This is a genomic window from Thermoplasma volcanium GSS1 (assembly GCF_000011185.1).
Taxonomy (GTDB): Archaea; Thermoplasmatota; Thermoplasmata; order Thermoplasmatales; family Thermoplasmataceae; genus Thermoplasma; species Thermoplasma volcanium.
The window spans coordinates 188,718-210,890 of record NC_002689.2; the positions used below are offsets into that span (position 1 = coordinate 188,718).

The window sequence follows — 22,173 nt, forward strand, 5'->3', positions numbered from 1 at the left end:
AATGTAATGCAACTTGCAGTACAGAAATAGTTATTGTCAATTACAGCATTACATTAAACATGAGCGATGACGTAGTGGTTAAACTCTTGAACGATGGCTATTTTTCATTGGATGCAGGTGCTTATTTCGGTGTGGTCCCAAAGGCCATTTGGTCTCGAAAATTTCAGGAAATAGACAATACTGTTAGATTGGCCACAAATGTACTCTATATCACTGAAAGCGACGGAACGTCCATACTCGTTGACAGTGGTATAGGAAATAAATTCGATGATAAATTTAGGAAAATATACAGGGTTGAAAAACAGTCTGATATATATGAATATATAAGACTGCATGGAGATCCAAATTCCGTGAGGATGATAATTAATTCGCACCTTCACTTTGATCACGTTGGCCATAACGCTGATTTCAAGAACGCTTATGCATATGCACAGGCTGATGAATTTAAGGCAGCAAGGTATAGAAACTATATAACTAAAGCAAATTATCGGTTATCAGCATCTCAAATAAAGAACAAGGTAGAAATTGGAGGGTCTAAGAGGATCAACGGTTTCATAAGGGTGATAAAAACGGATGGCCATACGCCGGGGCACCAGGTAATACTTATCAACGCCGGAGGCAGAAAGATCATGTATTTCGGTGATATAGTACCTTCAACCTTCCATCTCAAGTTGCCTTACAGGACGGCTATTGACCTTGATCCCCTGAAAACAATAGAGTTTAAGAAAAATCTTGTTAAAATGGCCATACGTGAAAACTACATATGCATATTCAACCATGATGTCGAAACACCTGCAGCAATTCTCAGCGGTGATTATAGCGATCCAAAATACGTTAAGGTCGATATTTGATCTAACAAATTTGTAAAAAGAAGTTAAAAGGCATGTTCGCCTTACTTTTTATCTATTGAACTGAGAACTCTAGCTTGTCTGAGAGTATAAGATCCATAGCAAGTTCCGCTATATCGGTTCCATAGAGCCCTATTCTTGAAATCTCCTCAGCGATCGAACTAAGAACAACATCATAGCTTAAAATCTTTAAAAGCTTGAACTTCCTCTCATTTATCTCGCTCTTCTGATTTATAATGCCGTCTAAGACTTTGAAATTCTTTGAGTAGAATGATTCGACAGCATGATTGTACACATCAAGTGAAAACTTCAGATTGTCGATCATCTCCATTCTTCCATTTACGGCTTTTCGGTCTTTCATGGCAATGCATATGTTTACTGTATGATCAGCCATTCTCTCTAGTATGCGTGAAAGCACAAGCATGAAAACGTTTGAATCTTCATATTGGCAGTGGTTTTTTACTTCTCTATATATGTACCACTGGTACCTGTCGACCTCGTCGTCTCTCTCTATTACATTTTGGAAGAGCTCCTCGTCATAGTCCTCAATAGCTTTTATTGTGTCCTCTATCATTGTCCCAACGTTCAGCGACATCCTCCTTATGGCCTTTGAGAGCGGGAATGTCTTAACATTTAATACGTTCTGAAGTACAACGCTTTTCGAAGTCTCCTCTATTATCTCAATGCCCATAACGACTTTTGAGAAACGCTTTATATCGTCTCTTAGCTCGCTCCCCATCTTTTCTTTCGATACAATGGAAAGAGTATCGAAACCAGATATATACGATGAAGTAAGCAGCCTTTGCAAGGGTTTGCCCGTGTAATTAGGAGGTATTATTATTTTCTTTGATACCTCCGGCAAATCAGGGTTGGATGAAGATATCACTAGGTCATTTCCATCATCACTTATTGATATCTCGGAACCCTTAGTTATACCGTTCCGTTTAACCCATTCGGGCGGAAGGGAAACTATAAACGTAGAGCCGCCTGTTATCTGTACTTTTCTAGTGGTTTTTCCCATGCTTATATATCATATATAAAAATAAATAATTTTCTATCAGATATATAGGAATTCATTTTTTGTTGTATGACCTCGAGTGATCTATTGATCTCATGAGAAAGATACCAGCAAGCAATATTATTTCATAGTATATGAAATACAAAAAAGACACAGATATTACACTGTCTGCTATCCATGTCCCAAGGTTGGTATTTATCGGTCCGGGCCCTGTCAAAGTATAGTTTGCAAAATGGAATGAATAGTTATATATGCCTAGCGGCAAATGGCCAGCTGGCACATCGTAATATAGAGTTATATCGCTACCTTTAGCTATACTATTAAGGGAGGTCTCATTTAGCGTGAATGTCGGTGAAGCTATTGTTAGGCTGAAGTTTTGCGAAGACAAATGTTCGTAATTTACTATTGTTATGCTGAAATTATACGATGGCATAATTCCAGAAAAGGGAGAAACAGTCGCAGTTGCTGATATTCCATTATCATAAGTTGCCGTGATGGGATGTTCACTAGAGTAATAAACTTGGGATTCGGCTGACGATATAAGAAGTGCAGCTAAAATTACAATGACCGTACCGTAAAGAAGCCTTTTACGGAGGCCGTAAAGACCAAAGTAATGCATTAATACTAGGATAACTATTGGAACAAGGAACACAATAAGAAATAGAGAAGGAACGTATGATACCAGATATCCTATTAATATAGATAAAATAGCTCCGCCAAGCAGAGTAGAGGCAAAATTATGTTTCCTAACCTGTTCTTTAAATGGCATGACGAAACTAAACCGCAATTCTCTATTTATAGTTGCTTAATATTAACGTGGTTAATGCAAAATTATTCTAATTACTGTAAGTAATTTTATTATAGTAAATAGAGATATATGCGTATGGAAATGATGCCCAACATTGACGAACTAAGAAAAATGAGAAAGAACCTCGGAATCAGCCAGAAGGACTTGGCAAGGGTAACGGGTGTCAGCCAGTCCTATATAGCAAGACTCGAAAAAGGCACGATTAACCCTACTTATTCAAAGATAAAGGCCATATACGAATACCTAACAAAATCCAGTGAAAAAGCAAATACCATTGCGCTTACCTGTGATAAGATAATGACAAGAAATGTCGTAGTATGCCGGGCAGACGACTCTATTCTTAAGGCACTTAACCTTATGAGGGATCGCGGATACTCGCAACTGCCTGTTGTAAATGAAGAAAATAAGGTGATAGGCACTGTTACTGAAAGCAACATAAATGACATGCTGCTTAAGGGAATGAGTGTAGATTCGCTCAGAGGTCTAACGGTGCGCAGAGTTATGGGGGATGTGTTGCCACAGGTTGATAAAAATACACCGATAAACGTCATATACCAACTCTTAAAATATTCGAACGCAGTACTAGTTTTGGACTCAGGAAACTTGACGGGTATAATAACAAAGGCCGACATATTGAAAACAGTTGCTGGCCTATCCTGAAAACTACTTTTTCTGCAAAATAGCTCTGCAAACAGTTATATCCAGATGACTTATAACAGTGCATTGAATTACCCATTGCTTATGGCGCAGGCTATTATACTTTTCGTCCCTGCACTGATAGCTAATTCAGGTGCGGTACTAACTGGTGGATACTTTGTACTAGATAGGGGGAAGAATTTTATTGACGGCAGGCGTATTCTGGGAGATGGAAAAACTCTTAGCGGTTATTTAGGAGGCTCCTTTATAGGTATCGTATCAGGTGTCATAATATATTGGATATCATATGCTACGCACTTTATACTTGGTAACTATGGCTCTATTGCCTTATCTATTGAAATACCAGCTGTAATGGCCTTTGGATCTCTAACTGGTGATATATTGGGCTCTTTCGTAAAGAGACGAATAGGGATAAAGAGCGGCGGAAAAGGCGGATTGCTTGATCAGTGGCCATTTGCCCTTGTGGCATTCTTGTTTCTATTTTTGATGGAGAGGCCATTTTTCTTGCATTACTACTTCTTTGCCGGCATTATCGTGATACTTGCCATAGTACCACCGCTTCACAGAGCTGTTAACATAATTGGGTATAAATTACACAAGAAGGATGTGCCATGGTAGTGAAGCTAGTTGTTGCAGTGAGAAAGGACCTTGATATGGGCAAGGGAAAAATAGCAGCGCAAGTAGCCCATGCTGCAGTTAGCTGTGCCATAAAGGCTATGAAGGAAAAGAAGAAGATCTTTGATGAATGGATGGATGAAGGGCAAAAGAAGATAGTAGTTAAAGTTCCGAATGTAGATGAAATCTATATAATTAAGAAAAAAGCAGATTCAATGGGTATAATAAATGAAGTGATACAGGATCGTGGATATACCCAAGTTGAACCTGGGACAGTCACCTGCATAGGGCTTGGCCCAGACTACGAAGTTTATCTGGACGATATAACTGGAAAATACAAGCTTTTGTGAAAGATGCGGGTGAAAGTATTGTTCTGGAACTCAACCTTAAGTAAAATTAACAAGCCAAAAGTATCTGCTGGATAAATTTAATATAAATATTTAAACAGAAATTTAAGACTGCTTTACTCTCTTCTGTTCAATATTGCAAGTAACTGTTTTTTCCTTTCCGTTAAAACATCATATTCGTGTTTGTCAAAGCCCTGGGTTGATCGATTATCATGTATTTGCCTTAATCTCTCATTAATGTAAGATAATTCAGCCTGAGCTTTCATAATTGCTTGTAAATCAGCCATAGCCACACCATCTAGGTATTTGTTAAATAGATAAATAGCTTTGTAAATGCATTAATATGTGCCTGAACCTTTAAAATACACAGCATTTACGTCTTTATTTAAAAATAGGCGCTATGATTTGTACTTAATCATAATCAAGAAAACATATAATCCTTCTTGCTATATCATACTATGGTTGAGATAAAGGAAGAAACTTTTGAAGTCGATGGAAGAAAGTACTACTACTATCCGCTCAACAAAATTTTAGATGGAAAACGGTTGGAAAAGCTACCTAGATCCCTAAGGATATTACTTGAATCGATGGTTAGGAACCTGGACGGGCGTTCTATAACCCAAGATGATATAGATGCAATAGTTAACTGGAATCCTTCGAACGTACCTGACAAAGAAATTAGGTTCAAGGTTTCACGTGTAGTGATGCAGGATTTCACCGGTGTCCCTGCTGTAGTAGACCTTGCATCTATGAGGGATACGGTAAAGAAACTTGGCAAAGACCCTGAACTTATAAACCCGCAGGTTCGTGTTGATCTTGTCATCGACCATTCCGTGCAGGTAGACTACTACGGCGAATCGTTTGCTATCGAAAAAAATGAGGAACTCGAATTCAACAGGAACCTTGAAAGGTACAAGTTCCTAAAATGGGCCCAAAAGTCATTCAAGAACTTCAGAGTCATACCGCCCGGAACGGGAATAATACACCAGGTCAATCTTGAGTATCTAGCAGAAGTCATATTCGACTATGAAGAAAAAGGAAAGAGGTATGCATACTTCGATACGCTTGTAGGAACGGATTCTCATACCACTATGATAAATGGTATTGGCGTGCTTGGCTGGGGTGTTGGTGGAATAGAAGCTGAGGCAGCGCTGCTAGGCCAGCCGATAACTATATCGCTTCCTGAAGTTATAGGAGTAAGGTTGCATGGGGAATTAAACCCAGGTGTAACCGCAACGGATCTGGTATTGACAATAACCGAACTTCTCAGGAAAGTTAACGTTGTGGATAAGTTCGTTGAGTTTTTTGGGCCTTCAGTAAAGTATCTTTCAGTTCCGGAGAGGGCAACAGTTTCTAATATGTGTCCGGAATACGGGGCAACTCTAGCACTGTTCCCTATAGATGACCAGACCCTCGATTACCTGAGGACAACAGGAAGATCCGATCACAAAATAAAGCTTATAAAAAAATACCTAGAACTGCAGGGGATGTTCGGAGAAAGTGAGGGTGTAGAATACACAAAAGTCATAGATCTTGATCTGTCAACTGTCAAGCCAAGCGTAGCTGGGCCAAAGCTGCCGCAGCAGAGGCTAGATTTAGACCAGGTGCCATCGAGCTTCCTCTCCTCTGTAGAATCGAACAGCGACAGTCACCTAGTTTCTCTTAGGAAAGTCCCGCTCAAGTTGAAAGGGCAGGATGTAGAACTTTCTGATGGCGATATCGTCATAGCAGCTATAACAAGCTGTACTAACACCAGCAACCCCTATGTAATGCTGGCTGCAGGTTTAGTTGCGAAGAAGGCCGTAGAGCTTGGACTAAAGGTAAATCCAAAGGTAAAAACAAGCCTTGCGCCAGGGTCGAGAGTTGTTACAGACTATCTCACTGAATCTGGTTTAATCGATTACCTAGACAAGCTAGGGTTTTACCTAGTAGGATATGGATGTACAACATGCATAGGAAACAGCGGGCCGCTTGACAAGGATGTCGATGAGGCTATAATAAAAAACAATCTTAACGTCGTATCAGTATTATCAGGCAACAGGAATTTCGAGGCAAGGATACACAAGGACGTAAAGGCAAACTATCTTATGTCTCCTCCGCTAGTAGTTGCCTACGCAATAGCAGGAAACATAACTATAAACTTGGATAAAGACCCGTTAGGAGAAGTTAATGGGAAAAAGATATACCTTAAAGATATCTGGCCTTCAAACAATGAAATTAAGGATGCAGTCAATAAATACGTAAAGAAGGAGATGTACGAGAAGCGCTATGGAAACATAACGAATAAGAGATGGGAAAGCATAGATGTACCTGAATCGCCTGTATACAACTGGGACGAATCAAGTACTTACATAAGGAATCCGCCATTTTTTGAGAACTTTAAACTCAACGAGCTCATAAGCACTTTCTCTGTCAAAGGGGCTTATCCCCTGTTGATACTCGGTGATTCTGTTACGACAGATCATATATCGCCTGCTGGATCCATACCAAAGGATAGCCCTGCAGGAAAATATTTGATCGAACATGGCGTTAAACCAGAGGATTTCAATTCTTACGGTTCGAGGAGAGGAAACCACGAAGTCATGATGAGAGGCACATTCGCAAACGTTAGAATAAGAAACCTTATGGTGAACAAGGAGGGTGGCTACACGATATTTATTCCAGACAATAAAGAAATGTCAGTTTACGATGCTGCAATGAAATACAGGTCTATGGGGATACCTCTTGTTGTAGTGGCCGGAAGGGAGTATGGTACAGGAAGCTCCAGGGATTGGGCTGCCAAAGGAACATACCTGCTTGGCGTCAGGGCAGTACTGGCGAAAAGCTATGAAAGGATACACAGGAGCAACTTGGTGGGAATGGGTGTTATTCCTATAGAATACGAAAGCCTCAATCCGCAGGACATCGACTTTACGAAAAAAATAGATATCGATATAGACGGCATCGACCCAGGATCAAAAGCAAGAATGACTTATACTGACAAGAATGGAGAGAGCCATACTGTACCTGTAACGTTAAGGGTAGATACCCCTGCTGAGGCCGATTATATAAGAAACGGCGGCATACTGCAGTATTCTCTCAGAAAGATACTTTCTTCGAATTAAATTACATTTACCATTTTTTTAATAGCCAATCAGATTATTATCTATGTTAGGGATAGCCCTATATGGAAAACCTCGAAATACCTTCATTTGATGAGATAATAGAGGCACAGAGATACCTCGAAGGCAAAGTCAACAGGACTCCTCTCATAAGATCGACTACTATCGGAAAAGAATATGGAGCAGATATTTATTTCAAACTTGAAAATTTTCAGAAGACAGGTTCTTTTAAGTCGAGGGGTGCTATATTTAGGTTTTCAAAGCTATCTGAAGATGAAAAAAGGCATGGTGTAATAACTGCCAGTGCAGGAAACCATGCACAAGGGGTAGCCTACGCAGCTATGATAAACGGCATAGATGCCAAGATAGTTATGCCAGAATACACGATACCGCAAAAAGTAAACGCAGTTATAAGCTACGGGGCCCACGTCATTTTAAAAGGATCCGATTATGATGAAGCGCATAGGTACGCGGACGAGATTGCAAAACAGGAGGGTAGGATCTTCATAGAGGCATTCAACGACCGTTGGGTTATTTCAGGGCAAGGCACAATAGGCCTGGAGATAATGGAGGATTTGCCAGATGTTGATATAATACTCGTTCCGGTAGGTGGCGGCGGCCTCATCTCCGGAATAGCACTGGCAGCAAAGCATGCAAGCAACAAGGTCAAAGTAATAGGAATAGAATCAGAGCTGTCCGATTCTATGAAAGCATCACTCCGGGAAGGAAAGATAGTGGCACATACTAGCGGAGTCAGCATATGCGACGGCATCTCCGTCAAGTATCCAGGAGTCCTCACATTTGACATAGCAAGAAAGTACGTTGATGACATAGTAACAGTAACTGAAGAATATGTTTCTAAGGCTATCTACAAACTCTTCGAGAGAAACAAGATCGTAGCCGAGCCTTCAGGGGCAGTAGGTCTCGCCGCCATAATGGAGGGCAAGGTAGATGTTAAGGGAAAGAAGGTCGCTATAGTTGTTTCCGGAGGAAACATAAACCCGCTGCTCATGTCAAAGATAATATATAAAGAATTGGAAAACCTTGGCCAACTTGTACGCATAGAGTGTACTATACCAGATCGGCCTGGGAACCTTTACAGGATAGCTATGGCTATAGCAGAAAACGGCGGTAATATATACCATGCCGAAGTAGATAACCTTAGGAAGGAGACGCCGCCAGGATTCCAGTCAGTTACATTTACGGTAAATGTCAGAGGCCAAGATCACTTGGATCGTATAATAGGAAGCTTGAGGGAGATGGGCTATTTATTTAGGATAACATGAAGGAATATTTTGGGATCAGGATAGAGGAATGCGAATCGGTATATGAACCATCAGACGATACCTTCCTTCTTATGCAGTACGCTGAGTGCAAAGGCCGTGCTATTGAGATTGGATGCGGGACGGGTTTAGTTTCGATCTATTTCAAAAAAAGAGGATGCAACATAGAGTGCGTAGATTTGAATCAAAGCGCGGTCGATTGTACGAAAAGAAATGCTGAAATAAACGGTGTCAGCCTTAATGTATATGCATCTGATCTATTCGAGGCAGCCAGAGGGGTCTATGATACAGTTCTGTTCAATGCCCCATACCTGCCGGTCTCAGATGAAGACATGGCTTGGTCTGGTGGGAAAAGCATGGAGTTAATATCTAGATTTCTAAGAGAATCAAAAAACCATATCAATAGATCTTCGAATATATTTATTGTGCTCACAGACCTCACAGACAATGAATCCCTCTTCATGGATGAAGGGTTTCTCTATGAAGTAATTAAAAAATATTGCTTTGATTTTGAAGATATACTGCTTTACAAACTAAATATGAAGGTTTAATTTTTTTATTTGATAAAACTTTACATATATTCATCGATGTGATTTATGATCCATTGTGATCCGTTCTCAATTAATTGTTTTTGGGAAAACGTTATTAAATTCCTACAATATGATCATTCAATGTTTAAAATTGCCATAACATCGGTGCCGGCAAGGGTGGATGTTTCTGATCTTGATAGGAGCCTAGCTTACTTTCTTTCAGATATTGGGTATATACCAAAGATCAATCCATCAACCGATATGAATTCAATTAAAAATTCTGTATATTTTAGGCTCTTCAAGGAGTGTTTTCTGATGAACGGTGAAAGATTTTGGACACCTGAGGAATTGATGAGCTACCTTGGGACAAGCAGATCTACACTGTACAGGCACCTTAATAAATTGAAATACATGGATTTGCTAGAAGAAGTAAAGGATGGTAAAATCAAGAAGTACAGGATAAGATCAGGAGACATTTTGAAAGCCTGGTCATGGGTCGAAATAAACGTTAAGATGGCAATGGACAACTATAGGAGCAACGTTGAACACATTGTCGATCTCATAAGGTCAAATTCAAATAGCAACCTTAGGCCCTAGTGACCTACGATAACCCTAAACCTATACCTCATACCTTCTGTTTCCAGGTCGGAATATATACTGTCGACAGCTTCAAGGCCAGCTTCACTGTAGAAGTCGAGCAACTCCCTTTCGCTATAAAAGTGGGCATAGGCGTAGAACCCTTCCTTTTTCTTCTCCAGAAAATCTGCGTACGAAGACCCTTTTTCTATTATTGCAGAAAAAACGTCCTTGGATACACGCTTTGCCTCCTTCAAAGCTGAAACAGGATCTTCAAGAAAACAAAGAGTTACAACAAACAAAGAAAAATCAAAATATTTGCTGATAAACGGTAGGCGATCTGCATATGCAAGTATGGGAAATATGCCTCTAGCAGCAGCGATTCTCAACATGCCTTCTGACGGATCTACGCCAACCTTTATGCCAAGCTTCTGTGCGAACCTTCCAGTGCCAACGCCAATCTCAACGTCGTTCCCTTTTCTTATTGCATCCTTTATCAATTTTATCTGCTCTTGGTACTCTCTTGGATGTTCGTCGTACCATCTATCGTACCTTGCTGCATTCTCGTCAAAAAACGAAACTACATCTTTTCCCATATCGTACCATCTCAATGCATATAATTAATATAATGTATCCACGCATCCCTGAATTCACGTCAAAGTGCTTAAGTAAAATTAATTGAGGAGGTAGTCATATGAGCTTAGTGCATAAGTCATGCCAATAATAAAGTCTTCTAGGGTGAACATAGGCAGGTTCACAATAGGCGGCAGTATACCTATAGTTATCATTTCCATATTCGATCATGATGCTAAGTCATTAACTGAAAAATTCGAGACAAAGAAGCTGTCTGATAAAAATCTTTACGAGATAAGATTTGATCTTTTCGACAAGGTAAACATAGACGAAGAGCTTGAAATTATAAGGGCCCTTGATGAAATGGATATCGACTACATATTTACATACAGAGGGCATGATCCAGAGAAGATATATGAAACAGCTATAACGAAGATGGTTCCTGCAGTCGATATGGACTTATCCCTTTTGAATAAAGTCAATAGGAGATCCCCAGACACGAGAATAATGGTCTCATATCATACGGACAGCAGCAAGGACATGATAGAAAAGCTGGATGAAATGCTTAAAGCAAATGCTGATATAGTAAAGGTAGCCTGCAACTACAAAGACGAAAAGAACTTTTTCAAAGATCTAATAGAAATTGCACAAAGAAAGGAGATATCAGGCAAACCTGTACTGTTTATACCAATGGGAAAGAGTTTCCTTCGGGTCATATCTGCGTACTATGTATCTGACATGGTCTATGCTAAATACGACAAGGAAACCGCCATGGGCCAGCCAGATCCAGATTACTACAATAAAGCGTTTAGTCTTTTTAATTATATTGGATAAACGATTAGTTCTTTTGCTCTCTTACACTTAGATGCATGACGATATCCTTCGTCCAATGATAAGTATAAATTAGATTGCAACGATATACGAACTATGGCATACATACAGGTGAGAGAGGATGGAACACTTCTCGTTCCTGACAAAGTTACGATAGGCTACATTGAGGGGGATGGTATAGGCCCCGATATCACGAAGACCACGATAAATGTAATAAATGCTGCCCTTGAGGTCGCCTATGGTGGAAAGAGATCAATAGAATGGCACAAAGTCCTTGCGGGCGATGAAGCATATGATAAGACTGGAAATAGGCTTCCAGATTCTTCGCTCGAAGAGCTTAAGAAGTGCGTTGTTTCAATAAAGGGCCCGCTCACTACTCCTATTGGCGAAGGGTTTAGGAGCCTCAACGTCACGCTCAGGCAGTACCTTGATCTGTATGCTAACATAAGGCCCGTCCGTTACTTCCCTGGAGTCCCATCTCCTGTTCTCCATCCGGAATACATGAACATGGTTGTCTTCAGAGAAAATACTGAGGATCTTTACGCTGGCATTGAGTGGAGGTATGATTCTGAGGACGCGGAAAAGGTTAGGGCTTTTCTATCATCTACATTCAACATAAATCTTACGCCAGATACGGGCATAGGCATAAAGCCTATAAGCAAGTTCAAGTCGACAAGGTTGGTGCGGAAGGCGATACAGTATGCAATAGCTAACGGCAGGAAGAGTGTTACGCTAGTCCACAAAGGAAATATAATGAAGTACACAGAGGGTGCATTCAGGGACTGGGGCTATGAGGTAGCCAGAACTGAGTTTGGGGATTATACCGTAACGGAAGCCGAATACCTGAAAGACCCTGAGAAATACGCAAACAAGATAGTGATAAAGGACAGAATCACGGACAATATGTTCCAGCAGGTCCTTACAAGAACCCAGGAATACGACGTTATTGCTACTCCGAACTTGAACGGAGACTACCTTTCCGATGCCCTCGCTGCCCAAGTTGGTGGAATAGGCCTTGCCCCAGGAGCAAACATAGGCGACCACTATGCTGTATTCGAAGCGGTTCACGGTACAGCTCCAAAGTATGCCGGCCTAGACGTTGCAAATCCAACTTCCTTGATACTGTCAGCGGAGATGATGCTCGATCACATAGGCTGGAAGGAAGCATCCAAGATACTCGATGATGCTATAATGCAGACGTACCGCGACCAAAAATTGACACAGGATATAGCCAGGCTCCTTAATCTAAAGGCCCTAAAATGCTCTGAGTTTGGCGAAGAAATAATCAACAGGATGAAGCCTATAAAAAGCTAATCCCTTCCAGAATTTTTTTCTCTAACCCTTTTTATATCATCCTTTTCTTCATCTGTAAGGACGACTTCTTCCTTTTCGGCTATGGTTATGTACTCTGGCGGGACCTGCTTAGTCAGATAAATATCATCGTTCGACCTGAATATGTCAATGCCGTTTTCAATCATCGATCTGGCATTTACGGCGAGAACAAGAGGATCGTCTATATGGTAAAGGCCAGAGACAAAAGATTTTCTGTACGTTCCTGACAGGTGAATCCAACTCTTATCCGATGGGTATATGCCAGCTTCCTTTACGAGCGGAGCTTCTGCAGTAGAAGATTGGTAATATAGCGTATCAGGTATTCCATCAGTAGGCAGATCAGTTAAATCCACATCGATTGTGTGCCCGTAAACCGCCCTTATAAGAACACCAGATATTTGATATCTTTTCCTCGGATCCGTTTCCGCAAGGTAGACGAGGTGATCATCTGTCATCCACCTCATCCCTTTCCTCTTCCTAAACATAGATACGAGGCTGCTGATCCTTGCATAACCGTGGCTGTCAAGCCTTATCCCATATCTGCCAGGATCATGCCTCAGTACGGCGGCGAGCGTCCTGCTTACTTCGTTTATCTCTGCTTCATTCATCATTATTTTGCCAGGCTTTCCGCACACAGGGCATTCTTTTCCCCTGTATGGGCCGTGGCAATATCTCAGCTCAGGCATCAATATCCCTTATGTAATTGCAAACTTCTTGATAAACAGATATGTCTGAGAATTTGCTTTCAACCGTATCCGTGACATGGATTTCGTCTGCATTTTGGAGTATTTTATTCTCGCTTCCGTTGACGAAAAGGCCGTGAACAGCCGACACATATATCTTTGATGCTCCCTTCTCCCTGAGAAGGCCGGACGACTTCGCTATAGTACCACCTGTAGATATTATATCGTCCACTATTAGCAACTTCTTTCCATTAACGTCTACATTCGGTACCTTCATCTCCACTGTCCTATCATCTATCCTCTTTTTCTCAATGAAGAAATGTTTCTTTCCCAGCTTAGCTGAAATGTCTGCAACCCTGGCAAGACCCCCATCGTCTGGCGAAACGACGTAATCTACATCCACATTTTTGTAGTACCTGACTATTGCATCATTGGCATGCAGGTCTGAAAACTTAACTTTAGAATACGAAAGTGTCTTCTCATCGTGTATATCCACAGTTGCTATCGAATTTGAATAGGATGAGTATATCTCGGTGAGTATCTGTGAAGATATTGGTTCTCCGTTTTTGTAGCGTTGATGCTGCCTGGCATACCCATAGTAAGGGGCTATTATGTTTACGCTCTTCGTTCGGTAGTCCTGTATAGCGCTCAAGGTTAGGATCATCTCCATTACCTCGGCATCTGAGTGCGTATTCCCAATGATAAAAATGTTGTGGCCTGTAAGATCCTCATCGTACCTTAAGTACAATTCTCCATCTGGAAATCGCCTTTCATCAGGCATTACTGGTTCGGTTTTTAGTTCTTCTGCTATCCGTGCAGCCAGCTTTAAAGATGATCGTAGAGCTATGATCTTCATAATGGTCAGGTATGATCAAGGATATTAAAAAGTTGTCCGAATGAGTAACATATTCAAGCAGAACGCCCTAAGCAAGAGTATAATTGTAATTTTTCGCTTAAGGGGCCAGCGTTGCATCAGAAAATCTGTTTATATATATTAACGTTTTATCATTATGCTTGTTGAAATAGAGAGGAGAGGAGATGCCTCACTGATAGTATTGAGCAGGCCTGAAAAACTGAACGCTATAAACCTTGAAATGCTCGCTGATCTTGCTGATCAATTCAGCAAAGCTGAAAAAGAAGATACGAGGGTAATTGTTATAACAGGCTACGGAAAGAATTTTTCAGCAGGTGCAGATATAAACATGCTAGCATCATTCGACCCAGCCTCAGCTTACTCCTTCAGATTAAAGATGAACTCTATTGCACAAAGGATTCGTAAATCAGATAAACCGGTCATAGCATTGCTAAAAGGGTATTCAATGGGAGGCGGGTTAGAACTTGCTGAATCAGCAGACATTAGGATAGCGATGTCAGATGCCGTTATAGGTCAGCCTGAATCATCCATTGGCATCAACGCTGGTGCAGGCGGAAACGTAATTCTTCCAAAGCTTGTTGGTAGGGGAAGTGCCGCATACCTCGCTATGTCAGGTAAGAAGCTCAACGCTCAAGAAGCGATGGCACTTGGGCTTGTCGACGAAGTGGTAGATGACGAGGCGAAGGCATGGAAGATCATCGATGATATATGCAAGAAACCAAAAAAGACGCTGCAGTTCATAAAGAGGGCGATAAACAGTTCGTACGATATGGGTTTAGAATCAGCTATGGATCAGGAGGCATTATATTTCTCACTATTATTCACAGATCCTGAGGTATTAGATGCTCTATCCAAATGGAGGAAGTGAAAGCTATGATTCTAGGCGTTGACGGAGGTTCGACAAAGACTGTGGCTGTAGTATATGATGATGAATCAGGAAGGATAGCGGGTGTTGGCATATCCGGGCCGGCAAATTACACAAATTCACCCAGAGAAGAGGCTATGAAGAACATAAAGAATAGTGTTTATGAAGCAGTAGATGATGCAGATGTAAACATAGAGGATATCGGCTTTAAGGTATTCGGCCTTGCCGGCATAGGCGATAGCAAGGAGGCCACGGCTGAGGGAGAGGAGATAGTTCGATCCATCGCAGGGGAAGCAATTGTCGTGAATGATGGATACGCTGCTTACAAGTTTGCTAACCTAAATGAAAATGGGCTTGTCTTCGCACCTGGTACAGGAAGCGTTGGCTTTACAATGATCGATGGAAAATTATCAAGGTTCGGTGGCTGGGGATGGTTTATTGGCGATGAAGCTTCTGCAAGCTGGATGGCAAAAGAAGCCTTGATATATGCTGAGAGAGAAAAAGATGGCATAATAGAAGCTGGCATTGCGGACAAAGCCGAAACTTACTTTAATTTGGACCTTTATGAAGTAGTATACAAAATAATGAAAGGAACAATACCAAAAAGAACTGTAGCAGCCTTCTCGCCTATAATATCTGAACTTGCAGTGGAAGGCAATAAATATGCCATATCCATATTCGAAGAAGCTTCAAATTATATAGCTGATCTTATAAATGCAAAATCGGGTATTTTCAGCGGCAAAGCAATATTTTCGGTACTTGGTGGTACAATGCTTGCGGGGCGATTCTATTGGGACATGATCAAGAAAAAAACAATGGTACCGGTGAATATCCACTTCGGATACCAGGTTGTCATAGGTGATATTATAATAGGGTTAGAAAAGAAGCGTACTGTCGATTTCAATGAAAGGGATAAGTTGATACGCATGTTGAATGATAAAATATCGGAAAAGAGAGATAAAATGAAAGAGTTCCTCTTTATGGATAAAATACCTGATTCAATACCCTAACCTCTTTTTCTCTAATTCGAATTCCTTAAGTATTTCTTCAGGCACATTTCCAAGTTCACTGAAGTACTTTTGGATTTCGTTCATCTCCTCCTTCCACCCCTCTTTATCTATCCTGAAAAGCTCCTTTACATCTTCCTCGCTTATGTTTAGTCCTGCAAGATTCAAGCTTTCAGGTATGTAACCTATAGGAGTTTCAACTGCGTTATCGTTGTGCGAGGTTCTATAGATGATCCATTCCAAAACTCTGAAATTTTCAGCAAAACCTGGCCATATAAAGGTGCCATCAGCTCTCCTTCTAAACCAGTTTACGTAAAATATCTTGGGTTTGTTCTTGGATCGCTCGCCTATCTCTATCCAGTGCCTGAAATATTCATTTATGTTGTAGCCGCAAAAAGGCCGCATGGCCATTGGGTCCCTCCTGAGGTCCCCAACTTTGCCTTCTGAGGCAGCCGTCCTTTCAACACCCATTGTTGCCCCTAAGAAGACACCATGGTTCCAGTTGAATGCCTCGAATACTAGCGGGATGAGGGTAGCCCTTCTCCCTCCAAAGAGTATTGCTGATACAGGAACGCCTTCCGGATCTTCGTACAAATCTGACAGGTATGGATAGTTCGTTAAAGGTGATGTATACCTTGAATTAGGGTGTGCTATGGGCTCTCCGCCTATCTTCCTTTTATTGCCTTTCCAGTCGTACAGTTCATCATAAACAGGGTCGAGGCCCTCCCACCAGGGATCGCCAGACATGGTAAGCCCAACATTGGTGAATATAGTATTTTTGGATAAAGTGGCCATGGCGTTCTTGTTCGTATTGTAATTTGTGCCTGGCACAACTGCAAAGAAGCCGTTTTCAGGGTTTGTAGCCATGAATTTTCCGTCCACGATCTTTATCCATGATATGTCATCGCTTATCAGTCTCGTAGACCATCCTGCATCTCTGTAATCCTTTGGCGGAGATATCATGGCCAAATTAGTTTTCCCGCTTGCGCTTGGGAAAGCTCCTGTTATGAAATGGCTCTTTCCTTGTGGATCTTTTACTTCAAGAAGGAGCATATGTTCTGCAAGCCATCCCTCTTCCCTTGCTCTGACTGAAGCTATACGGAGAGCATGGCATTTCTTGCTCAGGAGAGCGTTTCCACCGTAGTTTGTGTTCACGCTCAGTATATCTGCATCAACTCCTTCTGGTTTTTCCCAGGGCATATGTATTATGAACTTGTTTCCTGGATCGAGGTTTCCAGTGGCATGAACTCCCTTGATGAACCTATCACCAATCTTTTCTATAACGCCCTTTCCCATCCTTGTTATGTAATGAAGGTTCAGTACCACGTACTTGCTGTCCGTGACTTCAATGCCAAAGTCTGCAAACTTGGATTCTGGAGATGAGAGAGCGTAAGGAATTACAAACATTGTTTTGCCGGTGTACGCGCCTTTAAAGAATTGATTCCATACCTGCTTAACTCGATCAAGGGGAAGGAAGTTGTTCAGAGGTCCTACGAAGCTCTTATCGCGTGCCGAAATAAAGGTCCTTTCTTCAGTTCTAGCTACGTCTGTTGCATTGCTTCTATATAAATAAGAATTTTTGAAGTTTTTCTCGTTCAGCTTTATCATTTCCCCATCTTTTACCATTGCAGATGCCAGATCATCGAACTCCTCCTTCGTCCCGTCGCAAACATATATTGATGAAGGGTTAAGGTGTTTTGCAATACTTACTATCCATCTCTTTGCACCATCATTTATTTCTGTTTCATCCAGAGCGAGCATATAATATCGTATTGTTTCGAACCTATTTATAAGGATTGGGTACTATTTTTAAGCTGTTATTATCATGCAGAACCGGTTTTTTGTTTGTCTGGAATTAATATTAAGATTAAAATAGTTGTTGAATAATTAATATTTAATTAAAAGAAAAGAATATTTAAATTTAAATATTTCAGTTTAATACGAAAAATTAAAGCCAAGATACTAATCAGGTGGGATTAACTGGAACTCTATTCTTTTATTCCGCTTTCCCTTATTCTCGATTTTTCTAACAAATATCGTACCGACTTCTTTAGTATTGGAGACATGAGTGCCTCCGTCTGATTGTTCATCTAAGCCCTCTATTACTATTATCCTGACTTCTGGGAGAGTTTCTATTAGTTTCCTTCCAGGTTCAGTTCGGGCAAGATTTGGCCTTTTTATGGCCTCCTCTTTTGTGAGTATATCAGGATAAACTCTGTGCCCTTCCTTCATGAATGAATTTGATTCCTCTATTATCTTGTCGACAAATTCCTTCGTGAAATTTTCAATGTTCATATCTATTCTTGCTCGATCTTCGTAAATTTGGCCGCCGGTCAACAACGCTTCTGATCCATGCATTACGTTAACCACTCCGTCTATAACGTGTATCGCAGTGTGGTACCTCATATGTGCGTATCTTCTATCCCAATCTATGGTTCCGTGTACTTTGGCCCCTGCTGACAGCCCTGTACTGTCATCGACTACGTGAATGACTTCATCTCCGTCCTTTGTAACGTCATTTACTCTGTATTCTTTACCGCAGCAGAATATTACTCCAGTATCATTGGGCTGTCCTCCTCCTGTAGGATAGAACGCTGTGCGATCCAGTATTAAGCGGTTTTCTTTAACCTCGATAACATTCCCGTCGAACTCTTTGATGTAAGAATCTGCATAGTATAGCTTCTCTGTCACATGATAGAAATTGTTTCATTATTTAAACAGCTTTCTACTTCAGATTTTAGAATACACAAAGTTGTACAGGAATATTTAAATATTAAAAAATTATGTCTACCTATGGCAACTTTAATAAGAAAGGAAGACAGAGAATATTTGAAGGGTGAGTTTGACAAATACCTGAAAAATGATGTGGATTTAGTAGTTTTCACATCTAACGATGAAAACTGCAGATACTGCAAAGAAACTGTACAGCTTGCTACTGAAGTTTCTGAGATAAACCCGAAGATCCACCTCAAAGTATACAACTTCGATGAGGACAAGGATCAGGTAAAGGCATATGGTGTTGAGAAATATCCTGCAACTATCGTTTCTAAGGCTGGAGTCGAAGATGGAAGAATAGTCTATTACGGATTGCCTTCAGGATATGAATTCGGGTCTCTGATCGAAGACCTAAAGAACGTTTCTGTTGGTGATGCTGATGTTTCTTCAAAGGCAGCAGAACTTATATCAAAGATCGATAAGCCTATAACGATAAAGGTCTACGTAACCCCTACATGCCCATATTGCCCAAGGGCTGTAGGTACCGCCCATAAGTTTGCATTAATGAATCCAAACATAAAGGGTGAAATGATCGAGGCCTTGGAGTTCGAAAATGAAGCAGAAGAAGTAGGGGTATCAAGCGTACCACATATAGTAATAAACAATGATGTGACGTTCATAGGCGCATATCCTGACGACCAGTTCGCTGAATACGTAATGGAAGCTTACGATCACCAGTAATTTTGATTCAGTTATTCTTTTTTAATAATTAGATTTCTTTATGCACCGTGAAATGCTTGATTATTTAAAATTATTAGAAAACGATTGTATTGAGATCAATTAGAATAATTTCCATAGTTATTATAAATAATATTTTTCTATCCAATAAAACGTAAGAACAACTGCATGGATTGGGAGACTCTGAAAATTCTTATATATATTGAACACTGTGGTCCGGCAAAAATATTATTAGAGAGTTATGGAGAATATCCTTAAAATGATTGTTATTCTAATTATACAGAGCTTCCAAACCCTTTCGCGTAAATCGAAGAAGATCGATCTGCACTCAATAAATAAGAAGATAACACATCTTTATTCTTTAAAATCCATAGCAGCAGTTGATTAGTTCATGATGTACATGCAAGTACTCAGCTACAGAAAGGAGAAAAAAACAATAAATATAAGGGTCCTGATTCTAGATTGTCTAGTATAACTAAGGTACAAACAATGGCAGGAAATGCCATGTTACCTTGGCCATGTATTCACTTTTTATAATGGAGTGAAAGGTCACTAAAAAACGCGCATGATTCGAAATATGCAAATAACATGATCGATTCAATTAGGTATTTCTCGTACTTGTTTGTAGATTCTTTGTACGATGCATCAGAGATATATGATTATGTACTGGAAAATACTCACGTAATTCCAATAATCGATGCGAGCGAGAGGAGAGGCATTGTGACAGAAAAATTGCCAGACAACAGCAGAATAGATATCAATTTAAGAAGGAAGTATCCCTCCTTATATTCCCTGAAGTTTGGGATAGAAAGAATGTTCACCATACTTGAAATATCGTATAAATTGAGCATATGGGATGTGAGGAATCGATCCTATAATACTGCAGTTGGCCTGAAGATAATTGTATATAATTTAATCATTATGTCAAACATGAAATTGGGAGAAAATATAAGATAGATCACGAATATTCTTTCTTGCTAAAATCGAGACATTCTAAAATTAAGCCATATTGAATAAATGGGGTTAATATTAGTCAATATAGTATATCCTTTGTATATGATACCAGATATAGTAGTAAAAATTAAATATAGTATTTTAATTTGTTATTACTATGGAAAGCAGTAGTTCTGATATTAAACCTAAAAGAAAGATTTGGTCATATATAGTTATAGTGGTTGTTTTGGCTGCTGTAATCGGTGGTGTAGTCTATTACTACTCTACGCTCCCCCATCCAACAAAGCAAGTAACAATTACAGTCGCAGCTCCTGTTTATTCTTCATCCGCTACAGATTGGGAAAACTTTATAAATAATGCGACGAAAAGCTGGCAAGCTGAACATCCTAACGTTAAGGTAGAATTTATAGGTCCACTGGGGGCTAGTAGTGAAGGTCAATATTATACTAAGTTGGATTTGTTAACCTCATCATCATCAACTGCGCCTACTGTAATGTTAGAAGATATGTTTTATACAGCAACTTATCAGTCAGAAGGTATATTAGCACCTTTAAATTCATACATAAACTCAAGTTTCTTTAATAATATTTTTCCATCAGCTTTGGGTCAGATGACTATTGGTGGTATTCACTACGGCTTACCTGCCCAAGTTACGGATACATTGATATATTATAATATAACATTACTGCAAAAAGCAGGTGTGATACCATCAGATAGCACTACATGGCAGCCGACAAATTGGACTGAAATAATAAATGCTGCAAAGCAAATAAATAGCACTCTTGTACCTAATGATCCAGGTTTGATTCCACTGAATATATACGAGGGTGTTAAAGGAGATGAGGCATCTTCATTCACGGGATTTGAAGGGCTATTGTACGGCACTGGATATGGTTTATACAATTTTACAGATCATAAATGGTACGGTTATAGTCCAGGGTTAAACGAAACATTTGAATTCTATAAAACAGTCTTTGGAGAAGGTCTTGCAACGCCAGCACTGAGTGCGACTCCATACATAACAGCAGGACAGTATATGCAGGAAGGAAAATTAGCAATAGATATAGATGGGAGCTGGATGTATGGATATCAATGGGCACCTGGGGCACAACATCCTATAAGTAATTTCTCAAAATATATAGGAGTTGCTAAAATACCAACCTACAGTGGGCAAGCTCCAGGATTCAACACAATGGTTGGTGGATGGGGCTGGGCTATGTACAATGGTACACCTTCATCTGAAAAACCACTAGTCGCCTCATTCATGATGGCCCTTGATAATACATCTAATCAGATATTGATAAATGAGCCGGGTCAAGCCCTAGCTGGCGGATTACCAACTGCAAAGAATGCCGTAAACAATCCGAATTTCAGTAAACTTATGCCGACAGACCCATCCCTAGATACATTCTTTACAAATATACTTAAATATGGCAGTTACAGGCCTCCGGTAGCTACATATCCTAAAGTTTCATATGTGCTTCAGGAAGTAATGGGGTACATTGTGAGCGATGGTTATAGTGTTTCTAAAGCAGCATCAACGTATAATTCATTACTTACATCTGCAGTGGGAGCGTCTAATGTGATGTCAGCCATCACATCTTATACACCATCTTTCATTGCTGATCACCGCAATTTCGAGAGCAGTCAATATAATTATCTACTTAGTCTATATTTAAATACTTCCTTATTATTTTTAAGCCAAATCTTCTGGTGAAGTTAAAATGCAACGTATTTCAGGAAGAAACTCAATATTGAAAAAAAACGCTATTTTTTTGATATTGATTCCGTCTTTTATTTATTTAATTATTTTTTTTA

At 40.2% G+C, this 22,173-nt stretch carries 22 protein-coding genes and 1 pseudogene; 15 read left to right on the forward strand and 8 right to left on the reverse strand.

The features are described from left to right. Positions 1-59: 59 nt before the first annotated feature. Positions 60-851, forward strand: a complete 792-nt coding sequence (locus TVG_RS00960; RefSeq protein WP_010916438.1) for an MBL fold metallo-hydrolase — start codon at positions 60-62, stop codon at positions 849-851. Between the two features lie 52 nt (positions 852-903). Here the strand turns inward: TVG_RS00960 and TVG_RS00965 are convergent, their stop codons facing one another. Both TVG_RS00965 and TVG_RS00970 read right to left on the reverse strand, forming a co-directional pair. Beyond that, complete coding sequence (locus TVG_RS00965) at positions 904-1,869, reverse strand: phosphate signaling complex PhoU family protein (RefSeq protein WP_010916439.1); 966 nt, start codon at positions 1,867-1,869, stop codon at positions 904-906. 52 nt (positions 1,870-1,921) lie between these two features. Further along, positions 1,922-2,635, reverse strand: a complete 714-nt coding sequence (locus tag TVG_RS00970; protein ID WP_010916440.1) for a hypothetical protein — start codon at positions 2,633-2,635, stop codon at positions 1,922-1,924. A 114-nt stretch (positions 2,636-2,749) separates the two neighbouring features. Here TVG_RS00970 and TVG_RS00975 point away from each other — a divergent pair, with 114 nt between their 5' ends. From TVG_RS00975 to pth2, 3 genes are all read left to right on the forward strand, one after another. After that, a complete protein-coding gene (locus TVG_RS00975; protein ID WP_010916441.1) occupies positions 2,750-3,334 on the forward strand; it encodes a helix-turn-helix domain-containing protein in 585 nt (194 codons plus the stop codon). A gap of 63 nt (positions 3,335-3,397) precedes the next feature. After that, positions 3,398-3,949, forward strand: a complete 552-nt coding sequence (locus tag TVG_RS00980; protein ID WP_241760293.1) for a CDP-2,3-bis-(O-geranylgeranyl)-sn-glycerol synthase — start codon at positions 3,398-3,400, stop codon at positions 3,947-3,949. Continuing rightward, positions 3,943-4,296: a peptidyl-tRNA hydrolase Pth2 gene (gene pth2 / locus TVG_RS00985; RefSeq protein ID WP_010916443.1), complete on the forward strand. Its 354-nt coding sequence runs from the start codon at positions 3,943-3,945 to the stop codon at positions 4,294-4,296. The genes TVG_RS00980 and pth2 overlap by 7 nt, the downstream gene beginning before the upstream one ends. A gap of 113 nt (positions 4,297-4,409) precedes the next feature. On the opposite strand, the gene TVG_RS08655 is transcribed toward pth2, so the two are convergent. Next, positions 4,410-4,580, reverse strand: a complete 171-nt coding sequence (locus TVG_RS08655; RefSeq protein ID WP_010916444.1) for a hypothetical protein — start codon at positions 4,578-4,580, stop codon at positions 4,410-4,412. Between the two features lie 171 nt (positions 4,581-4,751). Here TVG_RS08655 and acnA point away from each other — a divergent pair, with 171 nt between their 5' ends. From acnA to TVG_RS01005, 4 genes are all read left to right on the forward strand, one after another. Next, a complete protein-coding gene (gene acnA, locus TVG_RS00990) occupies positions 4,752-7,397 on the forward strand; it encodes an aconitate hydratase AcnA (protein ID WP_010916445.1) in 2,646 nt (881 codons plus the stop codon). A 62-nt stretch (positions 7,398-7,459) separates the two neighbouring features. Then, on the forward strand, positions 7,460-8,680 hold the full coding sequence (gene ilvA / locus TVG_RS00995) for a threonine ammonia-lyase (RefSeq protein WP_010916446.1): 1,221 nt from the start codon (positions 7,460-7,462) through the stop codon (positions 8,678-8,680). After that, a complete protein-coding gene (locus TVG_RS01000; RefSeq protein WP_010916447.1) occupies positions 8,677-9,228 on the forward strand; it encodes a HemK2/MTQ2 family protein methyltransferase in 552 nt (183 codons plus the stop codon). The genes ilvA and TVG_RS01000 overlap by 4 nt, the downstream gene beginning before the upstream one ends. Positions 9,229-9,348: 120 nt before the next feature. After that, entirely contained in the window at positions 9,349-9,804 is a 456-nt protein-coding gene (locus TVG_RS01005) for a helix-turn-helix domain-containing protein (protein WP_010916448.1), read from the forward strand. On the opposite strand, the gene TVG_RS01010 is transcribed toward TVG_RS01005, so the two are convergent. Continuing rightward, on the reverse strand, positions 9,801-10,379 hold the full coding sequence (locus TVG_RS01010; protein ID WP_010916449.1) for a class I SAM-dependent methyltransferase: 579 nt from the start codon (positions 10,377-10,379) through the stop codon (positions 9,801-9,803). The two genes, TVG_RS01005 and TVG_RS01010, sit on opposite strands and share 4 nt — an antisense overlap. A gap of 118 nt (positions 10,380-10,497) precedes the next feature. Between TVG_RS01010 and TVG_RS01015 the strand changes: the two genes are divergently transcribed. Beyond that, positions 10,498-11,190 carry a type I 3-dehydroquinate dehydratase gene (locus TVG_RS01015; RefSeq protein ID WP_010916450.1) on the forward strand — a complete coding sequence of 231 codons (693 nt, stop codon included), beginning with the start codon at positions 10,498-10,500 and terminating at the stop codon, positions 11,188-11,190. Positions 11,191-11,283: 93 nt separating this feature from the next. Further along, positions 11,284-12,501 carry an isocitrate dehydrogenase (NADP(+)) gene (icd, locus tag TVG_RS01020; protein WP_010916451.1) on the forward strand — a complete coding sequence of 406 codons (1,218 nt, stop codon included), beginning with the start codon at positions 11,284-11,286 and terminating at the stop codon, positions 12,499-12,501. Here the strand turns inward: icd and TVG_RS01025 are convergent. Together TVG_RS01025 and TVG_RS01030 are read right to left on the reverse strand one after the other, a co-directional pair. Beyond that, a complete protein-coding gene (locus tag TVG_RS01025; RefSeq protein ID WP_010916452.1) occupies positions 12,498-13,205 on the reverse strand; it encodes an RNA 2'-phosphotransferase in 708 nt (235 codons plus the stop codon). The genes icd and TVG_RS01025 overlap by 4 nt on opposite strands. Next, positions 13,198-14,058: a ribose-phosphate diphosphokinase gene (locus tag TVG_RS01030; RefSeq protein WP_010916453.1), complete on the reverse strand. Its 861-nt coding sequence runs from the start codon at positions 14,056-14,058 to the stop codon at positions 13,198-13,200. Before TVG_RS01030 ends, TVG_RS01025 begins: the two co-directional genes overlap by 8 nt. A gap of 154 nt (positions 14,059-14,212) precedes the next feature. Here TVG_RS01030 and TVG_RS01035 point away from each other — a divergent pair, with 154 nt between their 5' ends. Both TVG_RS01035 and TVG_RS01040 read left to right on the forward strand, forming a co-directional pair. Then, positions 14,213-14,944, forward strand: coding sequence for an enoyl-CoA hydratase/isomerase family protein (locus TVG_RS01035; protein WP_010916454.1), 732 nt, complete (start codon positions 14,213-14,215; stop codon positions 14,942-14,944). Between the two features lie 5 nt (positions 14,945-14,949). Further along, complete coding sequence (locus tag TVG_RS01040; protein WP_241760294.1) at positions 14,950-15,951, forward strand: N-acetylglucosamine kinase; 1,002 nt, start codon at positions 14,950-14,952, stop codon at positions 15,949-15,951. On the opposite strand, the gene TVG_RS01045 is transcribed toward TVG_RS01040, so the two are convergent. Then, positions 15,940-17,709 (reverse strand): phosphoenolpyruvate carboxykinase (GTP), encoded by a 1,770-nt coding sequence (locus TVG_RS01045; protein WP_010916456.1) that lies wholly within the window; start codon positions 17,707-17,709, stop codon positions 15,940-15,942. The two genes, TVG_RS01040 and TVG_RS01045, sit on opposite strands and share 12 nt — an antisense overlap. A gap of 201 nt (positions 17,710-17,910) precedes the next feature. Further along, positions 17,911-18,639 carry an alanyl-tRNA editing protein AlaXM gene (gene alaXM / locus TVG_RS01050; protein ID WP_010916457.1) on the reverse strand — a complete coding sequence of 243 codons (729 nt, stop codon included), beginning with the start codon at positions 18,637-18,639 and terminating at the stop codon, positions 17,911-17,913. 102 nt (positions 18,640-18,741) lie between these two features. Here alaXM and TVG_RS01055 point away from each other — a divergent pair, with 102 nt between their 5' ends. From TVG_RS01055 to TVG_RS01065, 3 genes and pseudogenes are all read left to right on the forward strand, one after another. Beyond that, positions 18,742-19,404: a protein disulfide oxidoreductase gene (locus TVG_RS01055; protein WP_010916458.1), complete on the forward strand. Its 663-nt coding sequence runs from the start codon at positions 18,742-18,744 to the stop codon at positions 19,402-19,404. Between the two features lie 564 nt (positions 19,405-19,968). Further along, positions 19,969-20,358: pseudogene (locus TVG_RS01060) on the forward strand (transposase); the annotation flags it as partial. Positions 20,359-20,512: 154 nt separating this feature from the next. Beyond that, entirely contained in the window at positions 20,513-22,072 is a 1,560-nt protein-coding gene (locus TVG_RS01065) for an extracellular solute-binding protein (RefSeq protein ID WP_010916461.1), read from the forward strand. Positions 22,073-22,173: the final 101 nt, after the last annotated feature.